The organism is Nocardia sp. GTS18 (genome assembly GCF_013839555.1).
Classification (GTDB): Bacteria; Actinomycetota; Actinomycetes; order Mycobacteriales; family Mycobacteriaceae; genus Nocardia; species Nocardia rosealba.
In genome coordinates this window covers 51,031-77,268 of the sequence record NZ_JACBIU010000012.1, presented here as the reverse complement: position 1 = coordinate 77,268, position 26,238 = coordinate 51,031, and the positions used below count along the sequence as shown (strand labels likewise).

The following is a 26,238-nucleotide window of genomic DNA, read 5'->3' as shown; positions in this document are numbered from 1 at the left end:
TGTTCTCCTGTTTCAGCGCAGTGCGTGCAGTTCGGGGCCGAGAGCGGGTGGCAGCAGCTTGGGCAGGACCTGGTAGTTCAGCCCCGGCACGGCGCCGGGTACCGCCTCGGCTGCGGCCTCGGCCTCACGGGCGACCGCTGCGTCCAGTTCGTCCGCGAGCTGCTGTAGTTCGGCGAGCTCGGCCACCTCGGATTCGGCGGGCACGGGCCGGTGGGTGAGCAATTCCGCCGCCAGCCGGGTTTCCGGCAACCCCAGTTGCTCATCGGCGGCATTGACCTGCGCCACGGTGAGCACCGTGCCGAACAGGGGAAACCTGCCCGCGTCGAAGGCGATCCGCTTGCGCCGCGCCGCGATACGGGCACGGGCCGCCGACGGGCCCGCTGTGGGGTCGAGATCCAGGATCTGAAAAGCCGTGGAGTAGTAGGGGTTCGACCCGGTCCATTGCCATGGATTCGTCATTGCCGTCGCTCTCCGGTGAGTTCCATCGTCAACGCTCCCCGATCGACGCGGTCGCCAGCAGTTCACGCACCGAGTCGTAGGGCGGTAGGTCGGGCAGCCCGAGGCCGATAGCCCACCGGAAGTGCCCGGCCGCTTCACCGCACAGCCGAAGCGCCGACATCTGGTGGCGCTGGTCGAAGGCGATGAACATCAGGCAAGTGCCGAACCAGAATTCGTGTCGAGCCAGTTTCGCCGCGTAGGCCGAGCGGTCCGCCGCCGATACCGTCCCCGACCACTGCTGGGTGGTGGGGGTGGTCCGGGAACGGGTGAGTCCGAGCGTGTCGTTGATCGGGGCGGTCATCTCCGTGATCCGGTCCAGCAACAACCGAGCCGGGTACAGCTGCGACGACATGTTCTGTCTGGCTTGAATATGGTCGATACCGATATCGAGGGCGGCTTCGGCCAATTGGACGCTGTCCGGATCGACGCGCAACCACGCGGCGACCAGATCCAGGGCTTGCCCTTCACTTCCCGCCTTGGCCAGGCGCCGCACCGCCACCTCGGCCTCGTAGCCCACTCTCGATCGCGTGGCCGACTTGACCGTCTCCGGGAACGGCGCCGTGCGGATCGTCTGCATATGCGCTCGCGCCCGCGCAGGCTGCTTCTGCCACAGCGTTCGGATCCGGGTGGCGTGCGGTTCGAGCAGCTGTTCGGGCAGGTCCGCGCGGACTCGATCGATTGCCCGCTCCAGTTCCTGCGGTGTCACATCCGACATCACCTCGCCGAGATGTCGGCGCATCGATTCCCAGAACTCGGCGCTGTCGTACAGCGTCGCCCAGTGCCGCAGCGCGGCGTCCCAATGGAGGAAGGCGGTGTGATCGCCCTCGAGTTCGAGGGAGTAGGCCTTGGCGTGCTCGGCGATCGCGCGATGATGGACCGATACCAGATCGCCGGGATCGTATTTCTCCCACAGTCGCATGGCAGGCTGCGTCCACGGCAGGATCCCGCCGTCCCCCCGTAAGGCGGTCAGCGCCAGCCGGACCGACGGCGGCGGTGCGGACGGGTCGCTGCCTGTCGCGATGTCGCCGATCCGGTCGGCGACGCGCGCCAACTCCGCGGCCTGCCCACCGCGGGCGACCCCGATGACCCGGCGGACCCGCTCGAGCGAAGCGTCTACTTCCTCCGCTCGCGAAATCAGTGCCGCCCGTGCGGCTTCGGCGAGATTCACGCAGGCGTGCCGGAGCTGGACAGGATCGAGGTCGGCGGCTTCGGGCGCGATCGTCTCCGCGGCCTCCCTCGCGGCGGCTCGGGCGCGCACGGTCGATATCGCCTCCTGATCGACCATCGACACGCTCACCCATCGGTCGCCGTGCCGATCGCGAAGCTGTCGTACCCCCGCCGCCAACAGCCGCGAATCCTGCAAGAGGAGCCCGAGTACGAGATGGGCGTTCGCGTGCATGTCCTCGTCGGTCGGTAATTCGGCGGGTTCGCGGATGATTTCGCGCAATTCGGCCTCGGCGGCGGCCTGGTCGCCCTCGCGCAGCCGGGACAACGCGGTGACGAACCGAACCGCCATCCGCAGCGGCCGCTCGACCGACTGCGGCGGGCTGTCAGCCAATTGTGGTGCGCCCGAACGGCCGTGCATGACATCCGACGCCGCCAGCAGGAGTTTCCTGCTCACGTCGACAGGGGTCTGGCGCGAGGGTGTCGGCGAAGCCGCGGGCTCAGGGGCGGGCGGTCGCGCGGGAGTCGGCGGTTTCTTGCGCGGCGGCGAGACCGTCACCGGAGCGGAACCCATCTCGAATCCGAGCCGCGCCGGTGTTGCCTGCGGCGGCTGGTGATCCACCCGCCGGGTCGGTGTCGAGTGCCCCGGACGGGTCTGCGACCGCGACGGCTGCGCAGCGCTGTCGCCACCGAACCGTTCCGCGAGCGCGTAGCGTCGTCGGGCACCTGACTTGTCGCCACGCGCGGTGGCGCGATCACCGAATCGGCGATACCACTCCGCGCGCGTGCCCGGGCCGAGCGCGTACATCACCTGCCACTCCACGCTGGAACCACCGCTGAATGCGTACTTCTCGAACTGCGCGTCGACCAGTTCGGTCAGGTGCGCGGTGGCAAGGGCACGAAACTCCGGTGACACGTCGGGATCTTCGGCCCGCACAGCGTTTCCGAACCACACGCACAGCGACGACGGTTGCGACACTCCGGTGACTGCCTTCATCAATCCGGCGGCAACGGACCAGGTTTCGGCGAAGGCATCGGCATCAGGGCGACGTAGCCAGGCACGGAATATCAGTTGCACCGTGTCGTCGGTGAGCCCGCAACGCTTCTCGACGGTAGGCAGCAGGCGGATCGTCGCATCGGGCAAGGTCGAGGCGGCTTCGACGAGGTCGTCATGCAGTCGCTGCCGCAGCTCCGGAGTGATGGGCGTGCCGGGGCGACCGAGGAATGTTTCGATCATCGTCAGCCGGGCTCGCGCCTGATCGGCGATGCTCAGTGGCTCGCCGACGGGCGGTTGTGCGGGGCCGGCCGGCGCGTGCTTGTCCGCGTTGCCGCGCTCCTTGTCACCCGACGACCAGGGCCATTTCACCGCGAAGCACTCCGGTCGGCCGCCCCTGATCGATCCGCAGCCACGGCGATCCCCTCTCCCGAACGAGCCCCGGCATCCTCCCGATACCGGGCAACTCGGAAGACAATGCTCAACCATGTTGCGGCCGAACAGCCTTCAGCTTTCACGATCGACGACGCGAGGAACTTCGTCAAGTCCGAGCCGGGCGCTGCCTCCGAAGAAAGAACGAAAGCCCCGGACGACGCGGTCTGACTCAGTGGGCGAGGTTGAGCCCGACGACACCCGTCACGATCATCGTGAGAAACACGAGCTTGAATATCGTCACCGGCTCTTCACCGGTGGCCATGGCGAAGGCGACAGTGAGAACGGCGCCGATACCCACCCATACCGCGTAGGCGGTACCTACGGGAAGTTCGCGCATCGCGATCGCCAATCCGGCCATACTCGCCAGCAGGGCGGTGAAGAACAGTAGCGACGGCACGAGCCGGGTGAAGCCTTCGGATTTGCCCAGTGCGGTCGCCCACACAGCTTCCAGGAATCCCGACACGACAAGCAGAATCCACGACATCGCAGCCCTCCTCGGGCCGTCTTGTCGCACTCCGGGTACGGCACCCCTCGTCCGGAAGCCCGATCGCCGGGCTCACTTCCACCATGGCACGCCGGCTATCGGCCGGCAAGCGATGGTGGTTCGCCTCACCAGCAATGATGTCGGTGGGTAGCCGTAAAGTTCGGCAGGTGGGGAGGATTCGGGAAACGGCCGGTGGACTCGCGCTGACGCTGCCGAGCGTGGGGCTCAACGTTGCCCTGGTCTACGTCGTGATCGTCGGCTTCGACCTTTGGGCGGCGATCATCGTGCTCGTATTGTGGGCCGGGACCGGGTGCGCCCTGGCCAGTGCGTTGTGGTTCCATCCGAATCGGGGCAAAGCGGCGGCGGCCTACGGATTCCGCAAGCCCGTCGGAGCGGAACCCGATCTGCTCGCGACCGCCTGGGCCGACGTCACCCGGACGTCGGGGGTGGACGGTTGGCCCTACTCGCTGTGGGTGCAGCAGTCGGCCGCGCTCAACGCGTTCGCGGCGCCCGCCCGCATGGTCGCGGTGACGAGCTGGGCGATCGAATCGCTGCGCCCACGGCAGCTGGCCGCGGTGCTCGCCCACGAACTCGGCCACCACCTCATGCTCGATCCGCGTGTGCGATTGCTCGACGCCTGGTTCTCGATCCCGGCCCGCATGGTCCGGGGTATCGGCAAGGTCCCGGCCCGCCTGGCACGTGGTCCCGGCACTCTCCGATGTCTCGTGCGAGCGGCGATCGCGGCCGCACTCCTGGTGGCCGTGGCGTTCTTCCTGACACCACGAATCGGCGAGCCCGCTGTCGCGGTCTTGATCGCACTACTCGTCCTGGAACCCCTGACCGTAGCGGCGCGCGCACGGCACGGAGAGTTCGCCGCGGACCGAATGGCTGTTCACCTCGGGTACGGCCGCGATCTCCACGGCGCGCTACGCAGGTGGCTTCCACACGAAACAGCTCACACATCCGCACTGCTCGCGGCACGCGCCCGATGGCTCGACACGCATCCGCCGATCAGGCAACGGCTGCAAGCGATTCGACGAACCGCCGCGACCTGATCGCTTCGACCGCCGGGTCGCGTTCACCAGAGGTATTCATCGCCGTGCCGCGATGCGGGCCCATACCTGCGGGTCGGCGCGGAGACCGCCCGGTGTGTCGGCGCCGTACCGCGCGATTTGGGCGTCGAGGTCCAAGGGTGCGGTCAGCGAGGTTCCGGGGGCGAGAGCGTCCTCGACGTGTTCGTCGGGGACCAGCCAGCACACCTCGAACTCGATGCCGTCGGGGTCGCGCGCGTAGAGCGCTTTGGTCGACCCGTGGTCGCTCGCACCGGTCAGTGCGTCCGCCGCGAGCAGGCGACCGCGGATATCGGCGAGCTCGCGCAACGTGTCGACTTCCCAGGCGACGTGGTAGAGCCCGACCGATCCCGGCGGTCCCGCCGCGGGCCGCCGGGCCTGGAACAGCCCGAGGTCGTGATCGTTGGCCGAGCCGGGGTGACGCAGGAAGGCGCCGCCCGGAAATCCCTCGGCGAGTCGCTCGAAGCCGAGGACGTCTTCGTAGAAGGCGATGCTGCGTTCCAGCTGCGCGACGAACAAGACGATGTGGTTGATTCCCCGCATGGCGATGACCTCCTGGCCTACGACTGTGGGCGGTCATCGGCGTCGACACGCAGATCCCGGCCCGTGACCTCCACCGTAGCGACCAGGGCGGCCAGACTGAGGGCGGCGGTGACCACGATGATCCCGCTCAGCGCGACGCTCGACCCGTCGAAGGCGACCAGCAGGCTGCTCGCGATCAGCGGGGTGAAGCCCGCGCCGACCAGCGCCGCGGTCTGATAGGCGATGGACACACCGGTGTATCGCACACCGGTGGGGAACATTTCCGACAGCATCGGGGTCAGCGGCGCGTACATCAGGTTCTGCAGCAGCTGCGCGAACATCAGTGCGCCCGTCATGATCCACCACGAATCGCTGTTGATCAGGCTGTACAGGGGGAAGGCGTAGATGATGGCGCCGATCGCGCCCGTCATCATCGTTCGCCGCCTGCCCAACCGATCCGACAGGGCCGCACTCGCGGGAATGGCGACGATCGAGACGACAACCACCAGCAGCAGCGATCGCATCACCTCGCCGACCGCGTAACCGATGCCGGTCGCGTAGGCGATGATGTGCGAACTCGTCAGGGCGGTCAGCGCGAACGGCGCGAGACCGGCGAACACGGCGGGGACGAGCAGGCGTGGGCGGCGCAGCACCTGCGCCGCGGGAATCGAGTCCCGCAGTGGCGCGGCGGCGGCGAAAACCGGACTCTCGGCGACCCGCAGCCGCACATACATCCCGAGCACCAGCAGGGCCGCGCTCAGCAGGAACGGCACCCGCCACCCCCAGGTCGAGAACTGTGGTTCGGGGAGCTGGGTCACCGCGGCGACCGCCCCGGTGGACAGGAGGAAACCGAGAGGTGTTCCCAGCTGCATGATTCCGGCCCAGCGACCGCGATTGCCCGCGTCGGCGTGCTCGACGACCATCAGCGCGGCGCCACCCCATTCCCCGCCGACGGCCACCCCTTGCACCACCCGCAGCAGCACCAGCAGGATCGGCGCCGCGACGCCGATGGTGTGATAGGTCGGCAGCAGGCCGATCGCCGCGCTGGCGATACCCATCATCAGCATGGTGATCAGCAACATCGACTTGCGGCCCACACGGTCACCGAAATGGCCGAAGATCACGCCACCGAGCGGGCGTGCGACATACCCGGCGGCGAGGGTGCCGAACGAGGCGATCGTGCTCAACGCCGGATTCGAGCCGGGAAAGAACAGCGGCCCGAACACCACCGCGGCCATCGTCCCGTACAGCAAGAAGTCGTAGTACTCGATCGTCGTACCGAGCAGGCTCGACAACGCCGCACGGCGGCGAGCCCTCGCGTCGGTCGGGGCGAACGCCTGTGGCGCAGACGGATTCGCCTTCTCGGGTGGCAGCGTGGTCACCGCGACTCCTTCGGTTCGGCCGCGAGATCATCGTTCGACATCGCGGTCGCCGCGACGTTTCCAGCGCGACCCGACCCCGGCAATACCACCGACCGCTGAGCGGAATCTTCAACGACTCCGATGGCGCAAAGGTATTGCGCGCGTTATCGTTCGTCGCGCCCCTGCGGGAATTGTGCGACAGCCTCTTCGATCAATCCGCCGAGCTGGTCGGCCGTGATCATGCCGCAGTTGACCAGCCCCGCCAGCCCTTGCAGGGTGGCGAAGAAGATCAGTGCGGTCCGCTGCAGGCTCGTGTCCTCCAGTTCGTCGGCCAGGCCGCGTTCGAAAACCAGCAACATCGGCGCGAAGGCCGCCTCCGCAGCCGCACTTACGGCCTCGCCACCTTCGCCGTGTTTGTGGGCGAACATCAGCTCGGCCAGGTTCGCCTCGGACGTCACGAAGTCGAGGTAGGCCCGGGCGAGCGAGTGGATCTGCGCGCGGTAGTCGGGCGCGGCATCGACCGCGTCCCGCAGTCGTGTGCCGAGCAGCGCGAACCCTTCGACAGCCAGTGCGTCGTGAAGCTGCCGGCGGTCGGGGAAGTGCCGGCGCACAGCGGCGTGCGAAACGCCGACGGCGGTGGCGAGCTCGCGCAGCGACAGCTCCGAGGCTCCCCGATCACGCACCACCGGCGTGGCTTGTTCCAGTACGGCCTGGCGCAGGTTGCCGTGGTGGTAGGGGCGGTCGGGCGTCATTCGGGCAGCCTATCAAGGATGTTTCCGTTGACTAGATTGTTTCCAGTGGATACATTCGCTTCATGATCACACTTTCCTCTCCTTCCCAGATTCCGGATCAGACCGGCCGCACTGTCGTAGTCACCGGCGCCACCAGCGGGATCGGCCGTGCCGCGGCGGCTGTCCTGGCCGCCAATGGCGCACGGCTCGTACTCGCTGTCCGCGACCAGGAAAAGGGCCGTGCCGTCGCCGCCGAGATGAGTGGCACGGTCGAAGTTCGTCCGCTCGACTTCACCTCGCTGGCTTCAGTCCGGCAGTTCGCGGACGGCATCGACAGCACAGTGGACGTGCTCATCAACAACGCCGGGACGATGACCGACTCGCTACAGCACACCGCCGACGGTTTCGAACTCCAGTTCGGGGTCAACCATCTGGCGCCCTTCGCGTTGACGAACCTGTTGCTCGACCGGATCACCGACCGCATCGTGTCCACCTCGTCGACCGCCTACCGCTCCGCACAGCTCGATTTCGACGACTTGCAGTGGGCACAACGCCCCTACAAGCCGTTCGGCGCCTACGGTGCGTCGAAGTTGTCGGTCCTGCTGTTCACCGCCGAACTACAACGCCGCCTGAGTGCGGCCGGATCGCCGGTCGTCGCGACCACCGCGCACCCCGGCTGGGCTTCCACCGGCTTCCGGATCACCAGCGGCAGCAAGCTCCTGGACGCCCTGTCTGCAGTGTTCACGCCCCTGCTCGCCCAAAGCCCCGATGCCGGTGCGCTGCCCACCCTGCTGGCTGCCGTCGGTGACATCCCAGGTGGCAGTTTCGTCGGCCCGAGCCGCTTCGGCGGTGTTCGCGGTCCGGCAACAGTGGGCGAAATATCCCCCGTGGCCAAGGATCCGGACTCCGCCGCGCGGCTCTGGCGTGTCTCCGAACACCTCACCGGCACGCGCTTCCCCTTCACCTCCGCGTCGCCGTCACCCGCCCCGATCACAGACGTCTCTAAAGCATGACGATGGACAGTGCCCGCACGACGGTGTCTCGTGCCGGACGGGGGTGTCGGTGGGGCGGCGCTGTTGCGAGCTCAGCGCCGCCGCAGGGGCATGAGGTTGCCGCGCTTGTGAGCGGCGATGAGCATAGGCACGGCGAGTAGCAGGCTCACGACGACGGGAATGATCGATCCCTCGATGCCGAACTGGCCGCCGGTCAGCAACTCCGGGCCGGTCGGTTCGGCAATCAGCAAACCCGGGGACGCATGCCCCGATACCGGGATGCCGAGCAGCCCGACGGTGGTGTTCCAGGCGAAGTGCAGGCCAACCGCCACCCAGATACTGCGCAGCCACAGGAAAGCGGCGCCCAACAGCACGCCGGCCTCGACGGCGATCGCGAATCCGGTCCACAGCGTGGCGCCGGGGTTGGCCATGTGGATGGCACCGAACAGCGCGGCGGTGATCGCCAGCGCCGCCCAACTGCCACACAGCCGTTCCAGTCCTTGCAACAACAAGCCGCGGAAGAGTAGTTCTTCGGTCACCGCCGCACCGAGTTGCACGGCAACGATGCTCACGACCGTCGCGACGGCGCTACCGGGCACCCGAGTGAACGAGAACTCGGTGATCACCATGAGCATCGACACGGCGATGAACGTGAAGCCGAGCCCGATGCCGAGCAACACCCGGATCCCGGCCCGTGCCCTCGCTATCTCCGGCGTGCTTCGCCGCGCAACGTAGCGCATGACCGCCCAGTAGACGGCAACCGCGGCAACCGCGGCAACCGCGCCAACGACCGCAGGCACCGGCGACCCACCCGAGGACAGCGCAGACACCCCACCGACACCGACTGTCCCGACCGACATCCAGACGATCGGCGACCGCAAGATGCGGCCCGCTCGCCCGGATTCGTGATCCGTAGGTGCGATCGACCTTGTGTGCACTGCGACCTCCAGTTGACCACGGCCGCACGGCGGCCCGCTGGAACACACCAGCGAATTCACCAACGAGCGGGCGGTCCGATTAGTTCTCGGAGCACACTCGTAGTGCCGAGCATGCCGCAGGCATCACGAGGCAATCCATCCGGGCTCGGGCAGCGTGAGGGCTGTGTGGGCCGGTCGACCGGTAGTCGGGGGTGTCATGGTGAGGTCGCGGAGTCGATGGTTGCGGGCTTGCAGCGCTTCGTCCGTGGTGGGAAAGAGTGCCGCTTCGCCGGTGGAGATCTGCGATTGGTTGAGTTCGATGAATGGGCGGCTGGCACGTCCGTAGGCGGTGAAGGCGGTGGTGGTGTGGTCCTCGTGTGCGGCCAGGGATTCGGCGAGCATGTAGGCGCCGACGAGCGCGAGGCTCGACCCCTGCCCGGTCAGGAACGACGGTGCGTAGGCGGCATCGCCGACGAGTGCCACGCGCCCGGTGGACCATTGCGGCATGTGGACCTGACTTACCGTGTCGAAGAAGGGATCTGGGGAATCGCACATGGCCTCGACGATTTCCGGCACCTTCCATCCGTCGTCGCCGAAGAGCGTGGATATCAGTGCACGTCGAGTCTCGCTGTCGCGGAGGGCTTCATGGGATGGTTCGGGGTGGGCGAAGGTCAGGAGGGCGTGTACGTCGTTGCTGTTTCCCACGGCGTAGAGAGCGGCGGCTCGTCCCGGGGTGTTCCAGATGAGCGCTTCGTGTGAGAGCCCGAATGTATTGGGCATGGTGCAGATCGAGAAGCAATACCCGAGGTAGCGCAGGTAGTTCTGTTCGGGGCCGAAGGCGAGAGTCCTGGTGCGTGAGTGCAATCCGTCGGCGCCGACGACAAGACCGAAACTGCGTTGGGCGCCGCTGTGGAAGGTGACGTCCACACCGTGCTCGTGTTCGGCGAGCGCGTCGACGGAATCGTCGAAGACGAACTCCACGTCGTCACGGACTGCCGTGTACAGGACGTTCGTCAGCGTCTCCCTGGGGACTTCGAGGTCATGTCCGTCGACTCCCCCGACCACCGCCTGCGGATGAACGACAGCGGCCCGACTGCCGTCGGCTTCGAGGAAAGTGACCCGCTGTGTGTCGATATGGGCTCGCTGTAGCTGCGGCAGAATGCCCATCCGGTGCGCGACCTCGACGGCGGTGCCACGCAGGTCGATCGGGTAACCGCCGCCGCGCACACCGGCGGACTTCTCGACCACCGTCACCTCGAATCCATACTTGTGCAACCAGAACGCCAACGCGGGACCCGCGATACTCGCGCCGGAAATCAGCACAGTTCCTCTGGATTTCATGTCGACTCCTCTGTTTCCGATGGAAGGCTCACGCGTGCGTTTCGACAGCCTGGCGCTCGGGTTTCGGCGCGGGCATCCGACGCTGCGGGCGCGTGGTTCGAACAAGAACGACGACCACGACGGCGGCGATCGCGAAGGCCGCGGTGGCAATCGCGATATAGCTGAATACGCCGGTAGCCGAGTTCACCGTTTCGCCGTCCGCGACGACAGTGGTCGATGCGAGAACGGCCGCGCCGACGAAGTCGAACACCACGGCCCCGGTCGAGACCATCACCATGACCAGGCTGGACACGACGCCCTGCCGTTGCGCCGATGCCAGGTCGCCCGCCATGTTGAAGCCCGACGCACCCAACGCCGCGACCGTGACCCCGAGCAGGAATGCGAAGCACAGCGCCGCCACCGACTGGGACGCACCGAGGAACATTCCGATGGTGGCAACGGTTCCGAGCATGACCGCCCCGGCCAGAGTTCGGGCAGGCCCGATTCGCGTACCCAACCAGCCGGCCACCGGCCCGCCGAGCATGACGCCGACAGCGGGTGCCGCGAGAAGCAACGCCACCGACCCGCGACCGCCGAGTCCGTAGCCCAAGTTCTGGTCCGCCGGGATATCACTGATGAGCGGGATGAGTTGAAGCATGCTCTGGTAGGAACCCGCACCGAGGAAGACCACCAGAAGTGTGAGAAGCAGTGGCTTGCCGAGGTTTGCGACGTCGATCAGCGGATCAGCCTTTCGACTGGAGACTGTGAACCATCTGACCAACGCCACGACCCCGCCGAGGAGTAGGGCAAGCGGTCCGACAGCGGACCACCCGAGATCGGGACCCATGCTGATGTAACCGAGCACTCCGAGCAGACCGCCGCCGAGCAGCAACGCACCCGAGATGTCGAGCCTGCCCGGGGTCTTCACGAGCGATTCGGGAACCAGGAAACGCACGCAGACAGCCATCGCCACCGCGACAGCGGCCGAGATGAGAAACAGGATCTGAAAGCCGAACTCCGTCGCCAGCTTCTCGACGAGAAAACGGGAGGCGACATTGAGGATCGCGGTGCCGGTGGTCACGATGCCGACGATGATCATGGCCAGGCGTGGCGTGCAGACGGTTCGCACGATCGCGACCGAAAGGAACATGGCGGCCAACGCGGCTCCCTGCAGCATGCGACCGATCACGAATATCCACATCGTCGGGGCAACCGCGCAGATCAGCGCACCGACACAACTGATGAGCAAAGTCAGCACGAGGACTCGGCGTTTTCCGTATATGTCCGCGCTCTTACCGAGCAGTGGGGCCCACATCACGCCCGCCAGCATCGCGGTGGCATTGAGCCACGCCGCCTGGTCGGTGCCGAAATGATCGAGCATCTCGGGCAGGACGATCAGCGGTGCGCCGATCGCCGAATCCACCACGAAGTTCACCAGGGCCAGGATCGCCACGAGGCCGAGTAGTCGCCGACTCCACCTCGTGTGTAGACCGACGTTCGCACCGTCGGTTGTGTTCTGCTGCATCGACTTCGGCTCCTCACCAGACTGTGATTCCCCGACTCGGCGGGATTCGTGCCGGCCAGGGGCCTTCTGGTTACAACCGTTCCAGCGGAGCCGTCGGCGGGCATCGTCCCTCGTCACCGATTGCCGCTGGTGCTGTCGCACCAGACGACCGCGCACTCCCTGGTGCGTAGGAACCGGGTCGAGCGCCTTGCGGTCGCGGGACGCTCGCCACGCGTATCTTGGGCGAGGTGTTGCCGAACCAGCAGCGTCCCCCGATCCGGTGATGGTCACCCAGCAGGTGGCACGACGACCGGTGTGGTGGCGCGAGGCGCTCGTCCTCGCGACGGCGTTCCTGCTGTGCCTGTCCGGCGGGATCTTTCACCCCGACAACACCTTCGGATGGCCGCCGATCGCCACCTATGTCGTCGCGGGTGTCTCGTGCGCGGCGCTGGTCGTGCGGCATCGGGCGCCCGTAGCCGTGGTCGCGGTAACCACCGCGTGCGGGATGCTGGTCGCCCCGTTGGGCCTGCTGTCGACCCCGCTGATCGTGGTGCCCGTCGCGATCGCCGCCTACGCGCTGGCGCTGCACACCGAGCTGAGGGTGACGATCGCGGTCCTGCTTCCCGCCGTGGCATTGCTGGTCGCGGCTACCCCGCTTCTCGACGGGCTGTCCTGGCAGGACGCCGGCAGGCTGCTGTCGGTGGCGGCGCTCCCGCTGATCGCCGGGGCGCTCGGCACTGCGACGCAGAGCAGGCGCGCCTACCTGGCCGCCATGGAAGAGCGGGCACTGCGCGCCGAGGAGAGCCGGGAGAGCGAAGCGCGGCGCAGCGTCGCCGAGGAACGGGTGCGCATCGCCCGCGAACTCCACGATGTCGTCGCACACCAGATCACCCTCGCCAATGCCCAGGCTGTTGTTGCCGCGCACGTGTTCGACTCCCAGCCGGAACAGACCCGCTCCAACCTGAACAACATCATCGAGACCACGAGAAACGCCCTCGACGACCTGCGCGCCACGGTCGGACTGCTGCGCCAGGCCGGGGACGCGAACACTCCCGCCGAACCGTCACCCGGCCTGGCCCAGCTCCCCCGGCTGCTCGAATCGTTCGACCGTGCGGGGCTGCGAGTGACGATGGACAACGACGGCACGCCCAAACCGCTACCGCCAGGCGTGGATCTCACTGCCTTCCGGATCATCCAGGAGGCCCTGACCAACGTAGGCAAACACGCCGGAACCGGCCACGCTCGAATCCGCCTGTCCTGGAGCCACGACCTGCTCGGCATCACCGTCGCCGACGACGGACCCGACTCGCGAACAGCGAAAAGTCCGAGCTTCACGAGGTCGGACCGGCCATCGGGCTACGGGCTCATCGGTATGCGAGAACGCGCCAAGGCGGTCGGGGGTCAACTCTCCACCGAAAACAGCCCGGCGGGTGGCTTCATCGTCGCCGCCCACCTACCAATCACATCGGCGAACCCAACCGGCGACACGGAGAACGGTGGTCCCCCATGACAATTCGAGTGCTGCTCGCGGACGACCAGGCCCTGCTCCGCCAGGCGTTCCGTACGCTGCTCGACACCGCCGACGACATCAGCGTGGTCGGCGAGGCCGCCGACGGCGCACAAGCGGTGCGGCTCACCCATGAACTGCACCCCGATGTGATCATCATGGACATCCGGATGCCCGAGACCGACGGCATCACCGCCACCACACAGATCTGCGCGGACCCGCACTTGCGCGACAGCCGAGTCCTCGTCCTCACCACCTATGAGACCGACGAATATGTCGCGCAGGCACTACGCGCGGGCGCGAGCGGCTTCATCGGAAAGGGCATCGGCGCAGCGGAACTGCTCGCTGCCGTGCGCACCGTCGCAGACGGCGAAACCCTCCTCTCCCCCGCCGCGACGCGAGCCTTGATCGCCCGTTTCCTCGCAACCCCATCCGGCGACGGTCCTACGCACGCCTCCGAGAAACTCGACGTACTCACCCCGCGCGAACGCGAAATGACGATGCTTGTCGCACAAGGACTTTCCAACAAAGAGATCGCCGAACAACTGTTCGTCAGCCCGTTCACCGTCCGCGCCCACGTACAGCGCGCCATGAACAAACTGCACGCTCGCGATCGTGCACAACTCGTCGTCATAGCCCACCAGACCGGGCTGGTCAACCACGCCGACGACGGCACCCGCCCACCGTGACCTCCCGGTTGCCGGGAGCTTCGAAGGATGGGTCGGGGGCGTCAGCACCGATCATCATCGCCAGCGCGGTCGGGGAAACGCTGCTATACGGTTCGACGGCCCAGCCCGAGTGTGCGGGTGATCCGTGCCATGAGCTGAGACATCTTGGACGGGAACGAATTCGGTTCCGGCACCGTGACCGGGCGGACCCGGGCATTGTGAATTGCTGTTATTTTCCAGCCGTTTTCGGTGCGCAGCAGCACGATGGTCTGCCGGGAGAGCCGCCGCTTCGGCAGGCGTGAGCGCCACGGCATCAGTACCGAGGCGGTGCCGTACACGATCGCCACATCCGAGGTGATGTAGCGGATGGACTCCAGTTCACCGGTCAGGGCTGATCCGGCCAGGACTCCCCGGAACAGTCGGTCGTGGTTGCGCTGATGCTGTTCCCGGCCGATGGCACGGGTGCCGTCGTAGGAGACGTAATCGGAGTCCTCGGTGAAGAGTGCGCCGAAGGCTTCGGCGTCATTGGCGGTCCAGGTCCGCTGGAGTTGCTGGAACACCTCCCCGATGGCGATGTCGTCGGTGGTGTGTCGGGTCTGGTTCATGGATCGAGCCCCTCGGTGCTATCGTTTCAATCGTCGAAATAAACGATAACAGGAAGTTTCGAATGTCGAAAGATGCTGAATTCATCGCCGAGATCGGACAGCAGCTGCGGCTGCTACAGCGCAGCTTCGACACCTTCGACGAGGCGGTGGCCGCGCACTTGCGGCTCAATCGCACCGACATGCGGTGCCTCGACATCGTGTTGGGACGCGGCCCCCTCTCTGCGGGTGAGCTGAGTACCGCGCTGCGGCTCAGCCCGGCCGCCACCACCACGGTCATCGACCGGCTCGAACGGGCCGGATACGTCTCGCGCGCACAGGATCCGGACAATCGGCGGCGCGTGCTCATCGAGCCGACCGCGGACGCGCAGCGCATGGCGGAGCTCCTCTTCGAACCCGTAGGCCGGGCCGGGGCAGCGGCGCTCCGACGCTACGACAGCGACCAACTGCGTCTCATTCTCGACTTTCTCGCAACGACCCTGCGCGTTCACCAGGAGCAGACCGACCTGGTTGCCGAACGCACCCGGAACGACGGATCCGCATCGAGTTAGTGGCTGAAACCCTGAGTCTGTGGATCCTCGGGCTGCGGATGGCCGACCGTGGTGGCGAGGATGGTTCGCGCGACCAGTTCGGGATCGTCGATCATGGGGACGTGACCGACGCCTCGGAGGACCCGGAAGTGAGTTTGTTCGGGGAGGCGTAGCCGGGCGATGGGGGTGTTCACCGCGAGCGGCAGGAGGCGATCGTCCTCGGCCCAGGCCACCGTCATGGGGCACGGAAGATCCGGCAGAGGTGCGATGTACTCGTCGGTGCTGAGCAGGTCGGTGGTGACCGGGCATTCGGTCAGGTCATGGACGATATCGAGAGCTTGCGCACTGCTGATGCGGTCGCCACGAGTCGCGATGTTGCGCAGTGCGAGCCGCCGGATCAGGGGTGATCGCAAGCCGAGCGGCGCCAGGGGCCTGCCGAGACGAGCGGTTGCCGCCTCGCGAGCGATGATCGAGGTCCCGTGAGTTTGACTGGCGCGGCGCGGTTCCCAGAACCCGGCCGGAGACAGGGCACATACACTGCGGGCCCGGCCTCGGCGTGCCAGTTCGATCGCGATCCATCCGCCGAGGGAGTTCCCGGCCAGATGCACCTGGTGAAGGCCGAGGGTATCCAGCAGCGCTTCGATGTCATCCACCAGATGACTCACCCGGGTCGGCCGCTGTGTCGGCTTCGGTCCGTCGCGATGGCCCAGCAGCGTAGGGGCGATGACGTGGTGGTGCGGCGCCAACAGCGGAACAACGTCGGCCCAGGCGCGTTCCGACATCGTGAGGCCGTGCAGCAAGACCAGCGGTGGTCGGTTTGCGTTCATGATCGTCCTTCGGGAAGCGCCGACCCGTATCCGGCTGGTGCGGAATGTGGAGCGCGGCGAGCTGATTCAGCTGAGGATGAGGCAGGTCGTGGTGGCGTGCGCGACCAGATGCCCCTTGTCGTCGTGGACGCGTCCTTCGGCGGTTGCGGTCGTGCGTCCGGCGTGGATCACCGAACCGGTGGCGGTGAGGGGACCTGCGTCGGTGGACACGGTCCGCAGGTAGTTGACCTTGAGTTCGAGGGTTGTGTAGCCGACTCCGGGAGCCAGCATGGTGTGCACCGCGCATCCCATGACAGCGTCGAGAAGTGTCGCGCAGATCCCGCCGTGCACGGTTCCGAGGGCGTTGGCGAAATCCGGTTGGGGAGTGACCGATCCGGTGACTTCGCCACTGTCGACGGTATGGATCGTGATGCCCATCAACCGGGCGATCGAGGGGCGTTCGTCGGTGACGGCAGCCAAGGCACGCACGACCTCGAGGCCGGTCATGGTGGACAGGTCGGTTGGGTGGCTCATCAGGTTCGATCCTTCATCGCGGCGGGACGTGTGTCGATCAGCGGGCTCGGTCAGCGGCGTCGGTCGGAGTATTCGAGGTAGGCGAGGCCGTCCACGCGGTGGTCGGTGATGTGGTCGTGGTAGCGGAATCCGCCGATATAGCCCATGCCCGCGTAGAGCCATCCGGTGTCGACGGTGCCGGTGATCTCGACGGCGGTGTTCCCTTTGCCGTCGGTGGCGGTCCAGCGGAACGTGTCGGGCATGGTCATGGCCGGGGTGGCGTTGGCGACCTGCGGAACCGGTTGTGTCGACAAGACTTCGAATGTCACTTGATTGCCCAGTGCGCAGACCCCGCCCGCTTCGCTGCGCCAATAGGCGGCCAGCCACCCCGGTCGACCGGCTACGCCGGTGGCAACCAGGATCAGCCGAGTGTCTTCGTCTACGGGAATGATGTGGTAGGTGAAGAAGTCGAGGGGAATCTTGCGCGACGTCGGAATCGGCTGGGCGCGCAGCATCTGGGGTGAGCGGATCACCGCGTACTCGTAGGTGCAGAGTCCGGAGACTCGCGTGGTTTGCCCGGCGTGCGTGATTGTGCCCGCGTAGTGGGCGAACAGGGCCACATGCCGGTAGAGCGGATTGTCGATGAACCAGAGCGTCTCGCCGGTGGCCGTCAGCTCCAGATCCACGGCCAGGTCATCGAACCGGGACCGCAGACGAAAGTTCGGGAAGGTTCCCGACAGCGTCAACTCGTCGCCGAATCGCAGGTGTCCGCCGTCGTCGCGGAGATCGCAGTCGTCGCGCGCCGAATAGATCCGGAACGGATCGTGCCCGGTGGCGGCGGTGCCATGGGCGACGGTGACGGTGTCGCGGGCGGTATGAACCACGGCATTGTCGTCGTCCCACGCCCGTGTTCCGGACTTGCCGATGACGATCATGGTGGCCAGGAAACGGTGCGGCGCAGGGAGATCCGGGATCATCACCCCGTAGTGCACGCACGCCGCTCGCCACGAGCGTGACGGCGAGAGCGTCAGACGCCTCGGGTCGGCGCGGGCCAAGGTGATCCGTCGTCCGCCCACGGCCGCGGCCACTGCCGACAGGACACCTCGGTTTCGCTGCATCGAATCCAGCGCGACTACCGGGACAGTTCGGGCCATCTCTTACTCCTTCGTGGCGACTCCGGCGCATCACCCCGGTCATGGTGGTTCGATTTTCAAACCACACTAGGGTCTTGTGGATGAGTGACGCAAGAGTCCCCCGCCCCGGAGTCGCGGTTCGGGGTTCTGCTACGGGCCAGCCCCTCATGGCCGCGTTCGATCTTCTCGGCCGCCGCTGGGTGATCCTGGTGCTGTGGCAACTGCGAACCGAGCCGCTCGGATTTCGCGACCTCCGCCGCGCGCTGCCCGACATTTCCTCGAGCGTGCTGAGCACAAGGCTGCGCGAACTCGTCACCGTCGAAGTCGTGTACACCACCGAAGCGGGCAAATACGCTCTCACCCCGATCGGCGTGGAACTGCTCTACGCGCTCGCCCCACTGAAGGCATGGTCACACAGCTGGGCCCGTCGGCTCGGTGCCGAGGAATTCGAATTGGGCCAACCACCCAGCCACGACGGGTTGCTCTGATCGCCGTCGGTGGTGGCAACCGGCCGGGTCGAGCCCGGCGGTCAGGGGCGTGGTCGAGTGCGGCGCATCGCTTCGAGGCGGTCGAGTAGCGCCTCGAGAGATTCTTCGAACTCGTCGGCCGCGCGGTCGGCCGCCAGGTGACTCTGTAGACGATGCACGTTCGGGTAGTCGGCCAGATCCGAGGATTCGTGCTGCCCGGGCTCGGCGGTGGTGACCGGGCTCAGCTCGACTCCCCTGGTCGCCACCTCTAGCAGGAGGTGGCCAAGCAGGAATGTGGCGAAGGAACGGTAGGCCTGAACCGCCTGACGGTCGTCGAACCCATAGCGGAGCATGGTGCCGAGGAAGGACTCCATCCAGTTCAGGCTGCGCAACGGCGGGCACAGCCAGGGCGCCTGCGGCGGGCTGGATGCCATCAACGGGAACACCTCGGGGTGCTCGATGGCGACGCGGCGCACGCCGTGCGCGAGGCGCTGCAGATAACCCTGCCAGCTGCCGCCCGCACCGTCGGGCTCCATCAGGTTCTGCTCGTAGAGCTGGTCGACGAGGTGATCGACCACCCCGGCCAGCAGATCGTCACGCCCGGACACGTATCGGTACAGGGCCATCGCTTCCACGCCGAGCCAAGAACCGAGGCGGCGCATTGTGAGGTGCCCCAGGCCTTCCTCGTCGATCAGCGCGATCGCGGATTCCAGGATCAGCACCCGATCCAGGCGCGGGACGCGCCGGGTACCTCCGTCGCGTGGACTGCTGTCGCGCAGCTCGGCGCCCGAGTCGATCGTGTCCTCGCTCAGGGCGGAGCTCCTGTCAAAATCCTCGGGCCCTGGTCTTCCAGCACGCCACCATAACCCCAGGATACCGGCATGTTCCGGCTGGACTCAACATACCCCGTCACACGGTCGTCAACACACAGGTTTACAAGATAAACGGCCATATGTTTATCTTGTAAACGGCAGCCGCCGAGCCCGGCCGATGCCGAGCAGGCACGGCTCGCGGCCTCGGCAGGCGAAACTCGCGCAGAGGTCGTGGTCACGGGCCACTCGGTTCGGCAATTGAGGAGTGACGTGATGGACAAGCCCGTGATGCTGCGGATGGACAGTACTGCGCGGACGACGCCCGGTTACTCCGATCGGCAGTGGGCGGTGCGCGAGGCGGTGCTGAAATGGGCGCACAACGAAGAACTTTCCGACAACGCCGGCCGAGTCCTCGGCGCCTTCGCCGTCGGGGCGTCGGTCGGTTGGCCGGGCGAATCCCTCACCGAGAACGAAGTAGTCCGCGCGTCGCAGTGGTTGACGAGGATGGGACTGTTCGACTCCGTCGATCTCGACCCGGCATTCGGTCACCGGACAACCATCTATCGCCCTCGGATCACCACCGAAGGAATCCGCGTCGCACGCGGCCCGGGTGGGGTTCGCGGAATTTCCTGGCCGGGCATGGCAATTCGACCATCCACTCCACCGAGCGACCTCGCTCCTCCGCCGCAGCAGACCGGGTAGTCGAACCGGTTGTCAGGTCGGCGAGAGTCGGACCTTCGCCGTTGCTCGGCCGAAGATCTTCCGACCCCGACAGGTGGCGACGATTGCCACGACCGCTGTCCGCTGCTGCGGATCGACCGACCTCACGGTCCCCGAGAACTCGACACTCGCGCCGGCGCTGGTGACATAGACCGGGCTGGTGAACCGGACCGCATACTCGAGGACAGCGCCGGGATCGCCCAGCCACGAGGTGAGATAACCCGCGCCCAGGCCCACGGTCAGCATGCCGTGAGCAACCGGAGCGTCCAGGTTCACCGCTTGCGCGGCTTGCGGGTGCCAGTGGATCGGATTCGGGTCACCGGCCACACCGGCATAGTTGACCAGGTCCCCCAGGGTGAGAGAGAAGACCCGCGGGGGTAGTTGCTCGCCCTCCGTGACGGACTCGAAGCGACGCGTATGGCCACCGTGTGCGCCCGGCTCCGATCTCGGACGTGGATCTGATCCATTGCGAGCCCGTGGGCGGAGTCCAGCACCCGACGGCCAGTCGTGAAAACCGCGCATCACAAGGTGATCGGCCGAGTGAGACCTGGTGGCGCCGCCCTCCGCTCGACCGACGAAACTAGTCCGCGAAGTGATCAGCGGGCAATCGTGCTGGTCTGTGATCTCTGTTTTGAATTCGAAGAGCTCGCTCCCGAAAGCACCGCGAAACGACTCGAAGCCGACATCGCAGGTCAGTGCGTCACCAGGACGAATCGGCTTGTGGTAGTTGACAACCTGATCGGTTTGCATGATCCGACTCAGATCGTATCCACCGGCCACGGTGTCGAACATCGCCCTTTGCGCCCGAAACGCGGGAATCGCGAAGAAGGTGAGCGGCGCGATCAGCCCTCCGTAGCCGAACTCCACACCGGCCGATTCCGACCGGTGCACCGGATGACTGTCCTGGACCGCCCGGGCGAACTGACGGATCTCCTCTCGCCCCACGACATACCGGTCATCGCAGCGATAGGTGCACCCCACCATGGTCGACGGGTGGAGGGCAACGACCGCCGCTCCCCCGATCTTCGTGCTGGTCATCGCCATAGCGAGCAAGAGTAGTGTCCGTTGCCGTGTCGACGGTGTCACCGGAGCCCGGAGTGTCGAGAGCGAATGTCCAGTCCCGCTCACAGTCCGGCTTCGAGCTCCGCGATCCGTCGACGCGCATCACCGAGCTCCGCCCCATCGGTCCCGACTCCTCTGGCGCGAGCCAGCAGTTCCCGCGCCAGAGCCGGATCGTCTTGGCGCACAGCTACATCCGCCCGAACCACCAACAGCTTGATCAACTGGACCGCCGTCGGCTCCTCATCGGTGCGACTGAGGGACCGATCCAGGACCTTGACCGCCAGCTCCAGATCCTGCTTGGAATCGGCGAAGAGCGACCCCATGTGGACAGCCCGATCGAATGTCTCCTTCGGCAACGGCCGGTGCCGCTGATCCGGGCTGATCGGCTGCGCGACCTGGATCGTGTTCCCACCCGGATCGGTCACCAGGAACTCACGCACCCCGTAGCTCCTGTCCGTCAACGCACCGACCCGCGGCACACCGTGTACGGGCACCGACCCGTACACCGCGCGCAGCCCCTCTGTGAAAATCTCGTACAGGTAATCGACGTCGTCGGTGTCGACCAGGCAACCGTGCGTCGAGGAAGTCGGATCGAAATCCTTGTCTCCGTAGAAGTTCAGCTCGATCCCCCCACGTTTCACACTCAGAAACTGGTAGGGCGCCGTCTGTTCGAACGTGATCTCGAATCCGATTGCGGTATAGAACTCACCCACCGACTCGATCGACCGTGCCATCAGTCTGGGAATCGTCTTTTCTGTCATGCCTTCGACGCTAGGAGTTCGGCTCGACCGGTCGCACATAGAAGTGAGAACCCCGACATTCGCTGGTCATCGAACGTCCGGATCTATCTCGATTCAAAATTCCTGTGGCGGAATTCGTTTCGGCCGGCCACCGTTTCGCAACGGCTCAGTCGGGTAGCCGTGCTGTAGCAAGCCACGAGGCAGGAGGGAAGGGTCATGACGAGACCGATACTGGAAGCCCGGAGCCGCAACACGGTCCACAACGAGGGCATGGAGGTCGACTTGGACTCCCTCACGCCCGCGAGCACGCGGGTCATGGTGCGCGATTTCCTCGCCCCGTTGCCCGAAACCGCGGTCGCGGACACGATCCAGGTGTTCGACGAGCTCGCGAGCAACGCCCGCCGCCACGGGCTCCCACCACGAAGTGCCCGCATATCGCTGAACCACGTCCGCGACCGGGTACGCATCGAAGTAGACGACACCGGCCCCGGTGAACCACACCCACGCGCCCCCGACCACACCGGCGGTCTCGGGCTGCTCGTAGTCGACAACCTCGCCAACACCTGGTCTTGTAGCCGGCACAACGGGCACAAAACCATCCACGCCGAACTCACCTTCGCCCACGACGTCCGTCCCGCGGCGTGATCGGCACATCGAGCAGTTACTCGTACAAGCCTCTCATCTGGGCAGCGGGATGTCGGCCTTGAAGCGGTCGCCGGGTGGCAGTCCGCGTAGTACGGCGCTGGTCCAGGCCACCGCCGGTGGCCAGCCGGCCGTGGCGTTGACGAGGTGTTCGGGGAGGGGCATGGTGTAGAACCGCAGGTCGGCGCCGCGGTTCCAGTAGTCCTGGACCGTCGGTAGAACGACGTCGGCGGGGATCAGTTCGTCCCAGATGCCGTGCCACCAGAAGATCGGGCTGTCCGGGATGTGGTGGCCGAGACTCTGTTCCGCGAGAATCCGCATGACCTCGGGGGTGGTGTCGAGCGATTTGCCCGGCTTGAAGTAGGCACTGATCGGCCGGTACGCGCCGGCCGCCGCGATCGTGTAGACACAGCGTTTGCCCATGTCCGCGACAATCGCCTGGCCTTCCGGGGTCAACAGTTCCTCGGCGTCGAACTCGTCGGGGAATTCTCGTGACAGCGCGGCGAATCCGAGCCACATGGTGAAGTTGCTGATTCCGGTGAGCCCCGACTGCGCGGCCACGGCGAAGCGGGCCTGGGCCTGCAGATCAGCAGGGAAGCCGCCGACCGCGGTGCCGAGCAATCGCACGTCGGGCGCATAGGTCTGACGCAGTTCGGCGGCGCGGATCGACCCCGAGCCGCCGCCGGAGTAGCCGTAGAGTGCGATGCCGGAATCGGCCAGCCCCAGCGCCGAATTCTTCATGGCGCGCAGGCTGTCGAGCACCATCTTGCCTTCGTCGTAGGTGTTGAAGGTGTTGAACTTGCCGTCGAAGTCCGCGACATTGATCGCGAAACCCTGGGCCAGCCAATAGACCGCGAGCGCGGCCTCTTTCATCGTTCCGGTCCGCAGGGTGTAGGACGGATTGCACGACGAGTCGGTCGAGTCGATCGCCTCCTGGAACGACACCACCGGCCGCGGGCTGCCCGACCAGGGGATGCCGGGAATGATCACCGAGGTCGCCGTGGCGATCGGATTGTCGTACACATCGTTGCTGCGGTACAGCAGCTGTTCGGTGTGAACAGGGAAGGGTAGCCCGAGCAGCCGGGTCTGCACCGTGCGGGAACGGATGATCTGCCCGGGGGCGTAGGAACCCAGGTCGGCCGGGTCGTCGTACCACGGGTCCTCAGCGGGAACCGGAATCGGCAACAGATCGTAGAGCTGAGGCTCGGTGGGCAATTGCGGCAGCTGATTCTGATCCGGCGGAAAGCTCGGATACGGATCTGCCGCGGCGACCGTGGTGCCCGATATCGCCAGACACATCGCTGCCAGCGGGGCGACCGCCCATCTCCGCGCAACTCTCGGGTTCTTCATCGAATCCTCACTTCGGTAGGTGACGCCGATTACAGCACGCCACCTTGTTGTTAACAAGAGCTCTTGTTGCTATTTCGTATTAGCTACGCTGATCTGCGTGACATCGATCGAAAAGCGCCCACGGCGAATCCAGGGGCTCGACGCCGAGCAGCGCCGAGCCCGTCGGCGCGAGCAGATCCTGCACGCCGCGTTCGAGCTGATCGCCGCCAACGGATACCCGAACACCTCCATCGAGCAGATCTGCCAGACCGCACTGGTCGGCAACAAGGCGTTCTACGAGTTGTTCGACAGCAAGGAGGCCTGCTATCTCGCCCTGTTGCAGCAGGTCAGCGAGCGATTGCAAGCCGACGTCGCCGCCGCGCTCGCTCGTGCGCAGGGCGATCGCGATGCCGTCGTCGTCGAGACCCTCAGCGCCTTCGCGCACGCGCTGGTCGACGACCCCCGCGTCGCCATCGTCACCTTCGGCGAGGCGAGCGCCATCTCGGCCACGGTCGAACAGCAGCGCCGCACCAACCGACGGTGGGCGGCCGAATTCCTCGAAACACTGTGGCGTGATTACGGATTCGTGCCCGCCACCGGTTCGCGGGTCGACCTGCACGCCCTGGCTGTCGCCACCATCGGTGGGCTGTTCGACACGGTCTCGGACTGGCTGCACCACACCACCCGCGGCACTTCGGGTGACATCGACACCCTCATCCGCGACCTCACGGCATTCACCCAGATCGTCCACCTCGGCCTGGGCGCGGCCGCGCGGACACCTGACCCGAGCAACTAAAAACAAGAGCCCTTGTTCAAAACAAGAGCTCATGTTGTAATCGGCTGCACCTACCGAAGGAGCAGCCATGCAGTGCCGCATGCATTCCGTTGCCACCACCGCACGTCAGATCGGTGCGCTCCAACGATCCGGGGTCATCGACCTTCGGCGACCACTCCAGGTCGCGCGCATCGCACGCACGATGCGCACCTACGGCCCGATCGCCGGTGGCGTACGCAGCTCCGCGCAACGGACGCCGGACCGGATCGCGCTCAGCGACGGCGACCGGCGGATCACCTACCGTGAACTCGACGAACGCACCGACGCCATCGCCGCCCGCTGGTACCGGGACGGGTTCGGTACCGACCACACCATCGGCGTCCTCTACCCGGACGGCGCACCACTGGTCGAAACAATGGTCGCCGCAGGCAAACTCGGCGCGCGGCTGGTTCTGCTCAACACAGGTTTCGGCGCCACCCAGCTCACCGATGTACTGGCCCGCGAGCAAGTCGACGCACTAGTTCTCGACCCGAGCCTGCCCGTCGCGGCCACTCCCCTGCCCGACACGATCACCGTGCTCACCCTCGATGGCAGCGGTTCCCAGCGGCCACCAACGCCGGCCCGGCAGGGCGGGTTCGTCCTGCTCACCGGCGGCACGACCGGAACACCGAAAGGTGCGCCACGCCGGGTCGAATCACCCTTGGCGGCAGCACAATTCGTCGACCGGGTACCGCTGCGACGCGAGCAGACCGTGCTGTTGTGCGCACCGTTGTTCCACGGAACGGCGCTGTCACAGTTCATCCTGGCGCTCAATCTCGGTTCCACGATCGTGGTGCACGGAAAATTCGACGCCGCCCGCGCGCTCGCCCAGATCGCCGAACACCGTGTCGAGATGGTCGTCCTGGTACCGACCATGCTGCGGCGCATCCTCGATCTGAGCCCAGAAGTGCTGGCACACACCGACACCACCTCGCTGCGCATCGTGTTCACCGCGGGCGCGGCGCTACCCTCGGCGCTCGGCACCAGGGCGATCCAGACGTTCGGACCCGTGCTCTACAACTTCTACGGCTGCACCGAAACCGGCACCGCCACCATCGCGACCCCACAGGACTGGACAGCCGCACCCGGCACCGTCGGCAAGGCCCCGGTGGGCATCACCGTCGCGCTCTACGACTCCGACGGCACCCGCATCACCGACCCCGACGTGGTCGGGACCGTCTACGTCGGCAACTCGATCGCCTTCGCCGGATACTCCGGCGGCGGCTCCAAACAGACCCGCGACGGCCTGATGAGCACCGGCGACCTCGGCCACTTCGATTCCAGCGGAAGGCTTTTCATCGACGGCCGCGACGACGACATGATCGTCTCCGGCGGCGAGAACGTCTTCCCCGGAGAAATCGAAGACCTCCTCTACACCCACCCCGCCATCACCGAAGCAGCCGTCATCGGCGTCCCCGACGAAGAATTCGGCCAACGCCTCGCCGCCTTCATCGTCCCCACCGGCAACCTCGACGCCGACACCGTCCGCACCTACGTAAAAACCCACCTCGCCCGCTTCAAAGCCCCACGCGACGTCACCTTCGTCGACGACCTCCCCCGCACCCCCACCGGCAAAATCGACCGCCGAACCCTCCTCACCCTCACCTGACCACCGACACTGCGTCAGCGCCTCAGACCGAGAACCCTGCGCCGGTCGGGGAAGGCAAGTGCTACCTCCGTGCGAACTTGACGAAGATGGCGGCGACGACCAACCAGCCCGCAGCATAGGCCGCGGCGCGGATGGGGTTCCAATTGTCGATGAGCAGAAGAGCGCCGAAAACCGCGAGGCCGGCGAGCAGGAGCATGATCCGCATGGGATCAATCCTCCCGTCTCGGCATCATCGGCACAATGCCACGGCAAGAAGCACTTCCGACGACGAACCACCGCCGCGAGCAACGAC

28 protein-coding genes and 1 riboswitch are annotated in these 26,238 nt (G+C 66.3%); of the genes, 10 read left to right on the top strand and 18 right to left on the bottom strand.

From position 1 onward, the window contains the following. Window positions 1–12: 12 nt before the first annotated feature. From HYG95_RS13480 to HYG95_RS13470, 3 genes are all read right to left on the bottom strand, one after another. Complete coding sequence (locus HYG95_RS13480; protein ID WP_181698297.1) at window positions 13–459, bottom strand: hypothetical protein; 447 nt, start codon at window positions 457–459, stop codon at window positions 13–15. 28 nt (window positions 460–487) lie between these two features. Continuing rightward, window positions 488–3,028, bottom strand: coding sequence for a hypothetical protein (locus tag HYG95_RS13475; protein ID WP_181698296.1), 2,541 nt, complete (start codon window positions 3,026–3,028; stop codon window positions 488–490). Between the two features lie 232 nt (window positions 3,029–3,260). After that, complete coding sequence (locus HYG95_RS13470) at window positions 3,261–3,575, bottom strand: multidrug efflux SMR transporter (protein WP_181698295.1); 315 nt, start codon at window positions 3,573–3,575, stop codon at window positions 3,261–3,263. A gap of 10 nt (window positions 3,576–3,585) precedes the next feature. Further along, window positions 3,586–3,652, bottom strand: a riboswitch (guanidine-III (ykkC-III) riboswitch). A 90-nt stretch (window positions 3,653–3,742) separates the two neighbouring features. Here HYG95_RS13470 and HYG95_RS13465 point away from each other — a divergent pair. Further along, the gene (locus tag HYG95_RS13465) at window positions 3,743–4,630 is read left to right on the top strand and encodes a M48 family metalloprotease (protein ID WP_181698294.1); all 888 of its coding nucleotides are present in this window, start codon (window positions 3,743–3,745) and stop codon (window positions 4,628–4,630) included. Window positions 4,631–4,666: 36 nt separating this feature from the next. Here the strand turns inward: HYG95_RS13465 and HYG95_RS13460 are convergent, their stop codons facing one another. The 3 genes from HYG95_RS13460 to HYG95_RS13450 all read right to left on the bottom strand — a co-directional run bounded on the left by HYG95_RS13460 (window position 4,667) and on the right by HYG95_RS13450 (window position 7,280). Further along, window positions 4,667–5,188: a VOC family protein gene (locus tag HYG95_RS13460; protein WP_181698293.1), complete on the bottom strand. Its 522-nt coding sequence runs from the start codon at window positions 5,186–5,188 to the stop codon at window positions 4,667–4,669. Between the two features lie 17 nt (window positions 5,189–5,205). Further along, window positions 5,206–6,549, bottom strand: a complete 1,344-nt coding sequence (locus tag HYG95_RS13455) for an MFS transporter (protein WP_370465784.1) — start codon at window positions 6,547–6,549, stop codon at window positions 5,206–5,208. Between the two features lie 143 nt (window positions 6,550–6,692). Continuing rightward, on the bottom strand, window positions 6,693–7,280 hold the full coding sequence (locus HYG95_RS13450; RefSeq protein ID WP_181698292.1) for a TetR/AcrR family transcriptional regulator: 588 nt from the start codon (window positions 7,278–7,280) through the stop codon (window positions 6,693–6,695). A gap of 65 nt (window positions 7,281–7,345) precedes the next feature. Here HYG95_RS13450 and HYG95_RS13445 point away from each other — a divergent pair, with 65 nt between their 5' ends. Beyond that, window positions 7,346–8,272 carry an oxidoreductase gene (locus tag HYG95_RS13445; protein WP_370465786.1) on the top strand — a complete coding sequence of 309 codons (927 nt, stop codon included), beginning with the start codon at window positions 7,346–7,348 and terminating at the stop codon, window positions 8,270–8,272. 71 nt (window positions 8,273–8,343) lie between these two features. Here HYG95_RS13445 and HYG95_RS13440 read toward each other — a convergent pair whose 3' ends face one another. From HYG95_RS13440 to HYG95_RS13430, 3 genes are all read right to left on the bottom strand, one after another. After that, window positions 8,344–8,928: a CPBP family intramembrane glutamic endopeptidase gene (locus HYG95_RS13440; protein ID WP_220139400.1), complete on the bottom strand. Its 585-nt coding sequence runs from the start codon at window positions 8,926–8,928 to the stop codon at window positions 8,344–8,346. 384 nt (window positions 8,929–9,312) lie between these two features. Then, window positions 9,313–10,509: an FAD-dependent monooxygenase gene (locus HYG95_RS13435; RefSeq protein WP_181698289.1), complete on the bottom strand. Its 1,197-nt coding sequence runs from the start codon at window positions 10,507–10,509 to the stop codon at window positions 9,313–9,315. 28 nt (window positions 10,510–10,537) lie between these two features. Then, complete coding sequence (locus tag HYG95_RS13430; protein ID WP_181698288.1) at window positions 10,538–12,013, bottom strand: MFS transporter; 1,476 nt, start codon at window positions 12,011–12,013, stop codon at window positions 10,538–10,540. Window positions 12,014–12,275: 262 nt separating this feature from the next. Between HYG95_RS13430 and HYG95_RS13425 the strand changes: the two genes are divergently transcribed. Beyond that, complete coding sequence (locus tag HYG95_RS13425; RefSeq protein WP_181698287.1) at window positions 12,276–13,502, top strand: sensor histidine kinase; 1,227 nt, start codon at window positions 12,276–12,278, stop codon at window positions 13,500–13,502. Further along, on the top strand, window positions 13,499–14,188 hold the full coding sequence (locus tag HYG95_RS13420) for a response regulator transcription factor (protein ID WP_181698286.1): 690 nt from the start codon (window positions 13,499–13,501) through the stop codon (window positions 14,186–14,188). Before HYG95_RS13425 ends, HYG95_RS13420 begins: the two co-directional genes overlap by 4 nt. A gap of 83 nt (window positions 14,189–14,271) precedes the next feature. Here the strand turns inward: HYG95_RS13420 and HYG95_RS13415 are convergent, their stop codons facing one another. Continuing rightward, window positions 14,272–14,772, bottom strand: a complete 501-nt coding sequence (locus HYG95_RS13415; RefSeq protein ID WP_181698285.1) for an SgcJ/EcaC family oxidoreductase — start codon at window positions 14,770–14,772, stop codon at window positions 14,272–14,274. Between the two features lie 62 nt (window positions 14,773–14,834). Here HYG95_RS13415 and HYG95_RS13410 point away from each other — a divergent pair, with 62 nt between their 5' ends. Then, window positions 14,835–15,320: a MarR family winged helix-turn-helix transcriptional regulator gene (locus HYG95_RS13410; protein ID WP_181698284.1), complete on the top strand. Its 486-nt coding sequence runs from the start codon at window positions 14,835–14,837 to the stop codon at window positions 15,318–15,320. On the opposite strand, the gene HYG95_RS13405 is transcribed toward HYG95_RS13410, so the two are convergent. The 3 genes from HYG95_RS13405 to HYG95_RS13395 form a co-directional block, all read right to left on the bottom strand. Continuing rightward, entirely contained in the window at window positions 15,317–16,126 is an 810-nt protein-coding gene (locus HYG95_RS13405; RefSeq protein ID WP_181698283.1) for an alpha/beta fold hydrolase, read from the bottom strand. The genes HYG95_RS13410 and HYG95_RS13405 overlap by 4 nt on opposite strands. Before the next feature lie 66 nt (window positions 16,127–16,192). Next, entirely contained in the window at window positions 16,193–16,639 is a 447-nt protein-coding gene (locus HYG95_RS13400; protein WP_181698282.1) for a PaaI family thioesterase, read from the bottom strand. Between the two features lie 50 nt (window positions 16,640–16,689). Beyond that, entirely contained in the window at window positions 16,690–17,772 is a 1,083-nt protein-coding gene (locus HYG95_RS13395) for a DUF6670 family protein (protein WP_181698281.1), read from the bottom strand. A gap of 80 nt (window positions 17,773–17,852) precedes the next feature. Between HYG95_RS13395 and HYG95_RS13390 the strand changes: the two genes are divergently transcribed. Next, window positions 17,853–18,239, top strand: a complete 387-nt coding sequence (locus tag HYG95_RS13390) for a helix-turn-helix domain-containing protein (protein WP_181698280.1) — start codon at window positions 17,853–17,855, stop codon at window positions 18,237–18,239. 41 nt (window positions 18,240–18,280) lie between these two features. Here the strand turns inward: HYG95_RS13390 and HYG95_RS13385 are convergent, their stop codons facing one another. After that, window positions 18,281–19,015, bottom strand: a complete 735-nt coding sequence (locus HYG95_RS13385) for a TetR/AcrR family transcriptional regulator C-terminal domain-containing protein (RefSeq protein ID WP_181698325.1) — start codon at window positions 19,013–19,015, stop codon at window positions 18,281–18,283. A 288-nt stretch (window positions 19,016–19,303) separates the two neighbouring features. On the opposite strand from HYG95_RS13385, the gene HYG95_RS13380 reads away from it, so the two are divergent. After that, window positions 19,304–19,732: a hypothetical protein gene (locus HYG95_RS13380; protein ID WP_181698279.1), complete on the top strand. Its 429-nt coding sequence runs from the start codon at window positions 19,304–19,306 to the stop codon at window positions 19,730–19,732. Window positions 19,733–19,744: 12 nt separating this feature from the next. Here HYG95_RS13380 and HYG95_RS13375 read toward each other — a convergent pair whose 3' ends face one another. Beyond that, complete coding sequence (locus tag HYG95_RS13375; RefSeq protein ID WP_255495294.1) at window positions 19,745–20,794, bottom strand: fused (3R)-hydroxyacyl-ACP dehydratase subunits HadA/HadB; 1,050 nt, start codon at window positions 20,792–20,794, stop codon at window positions 19,745–19,747. An 80-nt stretch (window positions 20,795–20,874) separates the two neighbouring features. After that, on the bottom strand, window positions 20,875–21,612 hold the full coding sequence (locus tag HYG95_RS13370; RefSeq protein ID WP_255495292.1) for a VOC family protein: 738 nt from the start codon (window positions 21,610–21,612) through the stop codon (window positions 20,875–20,877). 156 nt (window positions 21,613–21,768) lie between these two features. Here HYG95_RS13370 and HYG95_RS13365 point away from each other — a divergent pair, with 156 nt between their 5' ends. Further along, window positions 21,769–22,197, top strand: a complete 429-nt coding sequence (locus HYG95_RS13365) for an ATP-binding protein (RefSeq protein ID WP_181698278.1) — start codon at window positions 21,769–21,771, stop codon at window positions 22,195–22,197. Between the two features lie 33 nt (window positions 22,198–22,230). On the opposite strand, the gene HYG95_RS13360 is transcribed toward HYG95_RS13365, so the two are convergent. Then, window positions 22,231–23,544 carry a lipase family protein gene (locus HYG95_RS13360; protein WP_181698277.1) on the bottom strand — a complete coding sequence of 438 codons (1,314 nt, stop codon included), beginning with the start codon at window positions 23,542–23,544 and terminating at the stop codon, window positions 22,231–22,233. 97 nt (window positions 23,545–23,641) lie between these two features. On the opposite strand from HYG95_RS13360, the gene HYG95_RS13355 reads away from it, so the two are divergent. After that, window positions 23,642–24,319 (top strand): TetR/AcrR family transcriptional regulator, encoded by a 678-nt coding sequence (locus HYG95_RS13355; protein WP_370465783.1) that lies wholly within the window; start codon window positions 23,642–23,644, stop codon window positions 24,317–24,319. Between the two features lie 67 nt (window positions 24,320–24,386). Next, window positions 24,387–25,946: an AMP-binding protein gene (locus HYG95_RS13350; RefSeq protein WP_181698276.1), complete on the top strand. Its 1,560-nt coding sequence runs from the start codon at window positions 24,387–24,389 to the stop codon at window positions 25,944–25,946. A 61-nt stretch (window positions 25,947–26,007) separates the two neighbouring features. Here HYG95_RS13350 and HYG95_RS13345 read toward each other — a convergent pair whose 3' ends face one another. Next, the gene (locus HYG95_RS13345) at window positions 26,008–26,151 is read right to left on the bottom strand and encodes a hypothetical protein (RefSeq protein WP_181698275.1); all 144 of its coding nucleotides are present in this window, start codon (window positions 26,149–26,151) and stop codon (window positions 26,008–26,010) included. Between the last annotated feature and the right edge of the window lie 87 nt (window positions 26,152–26,238).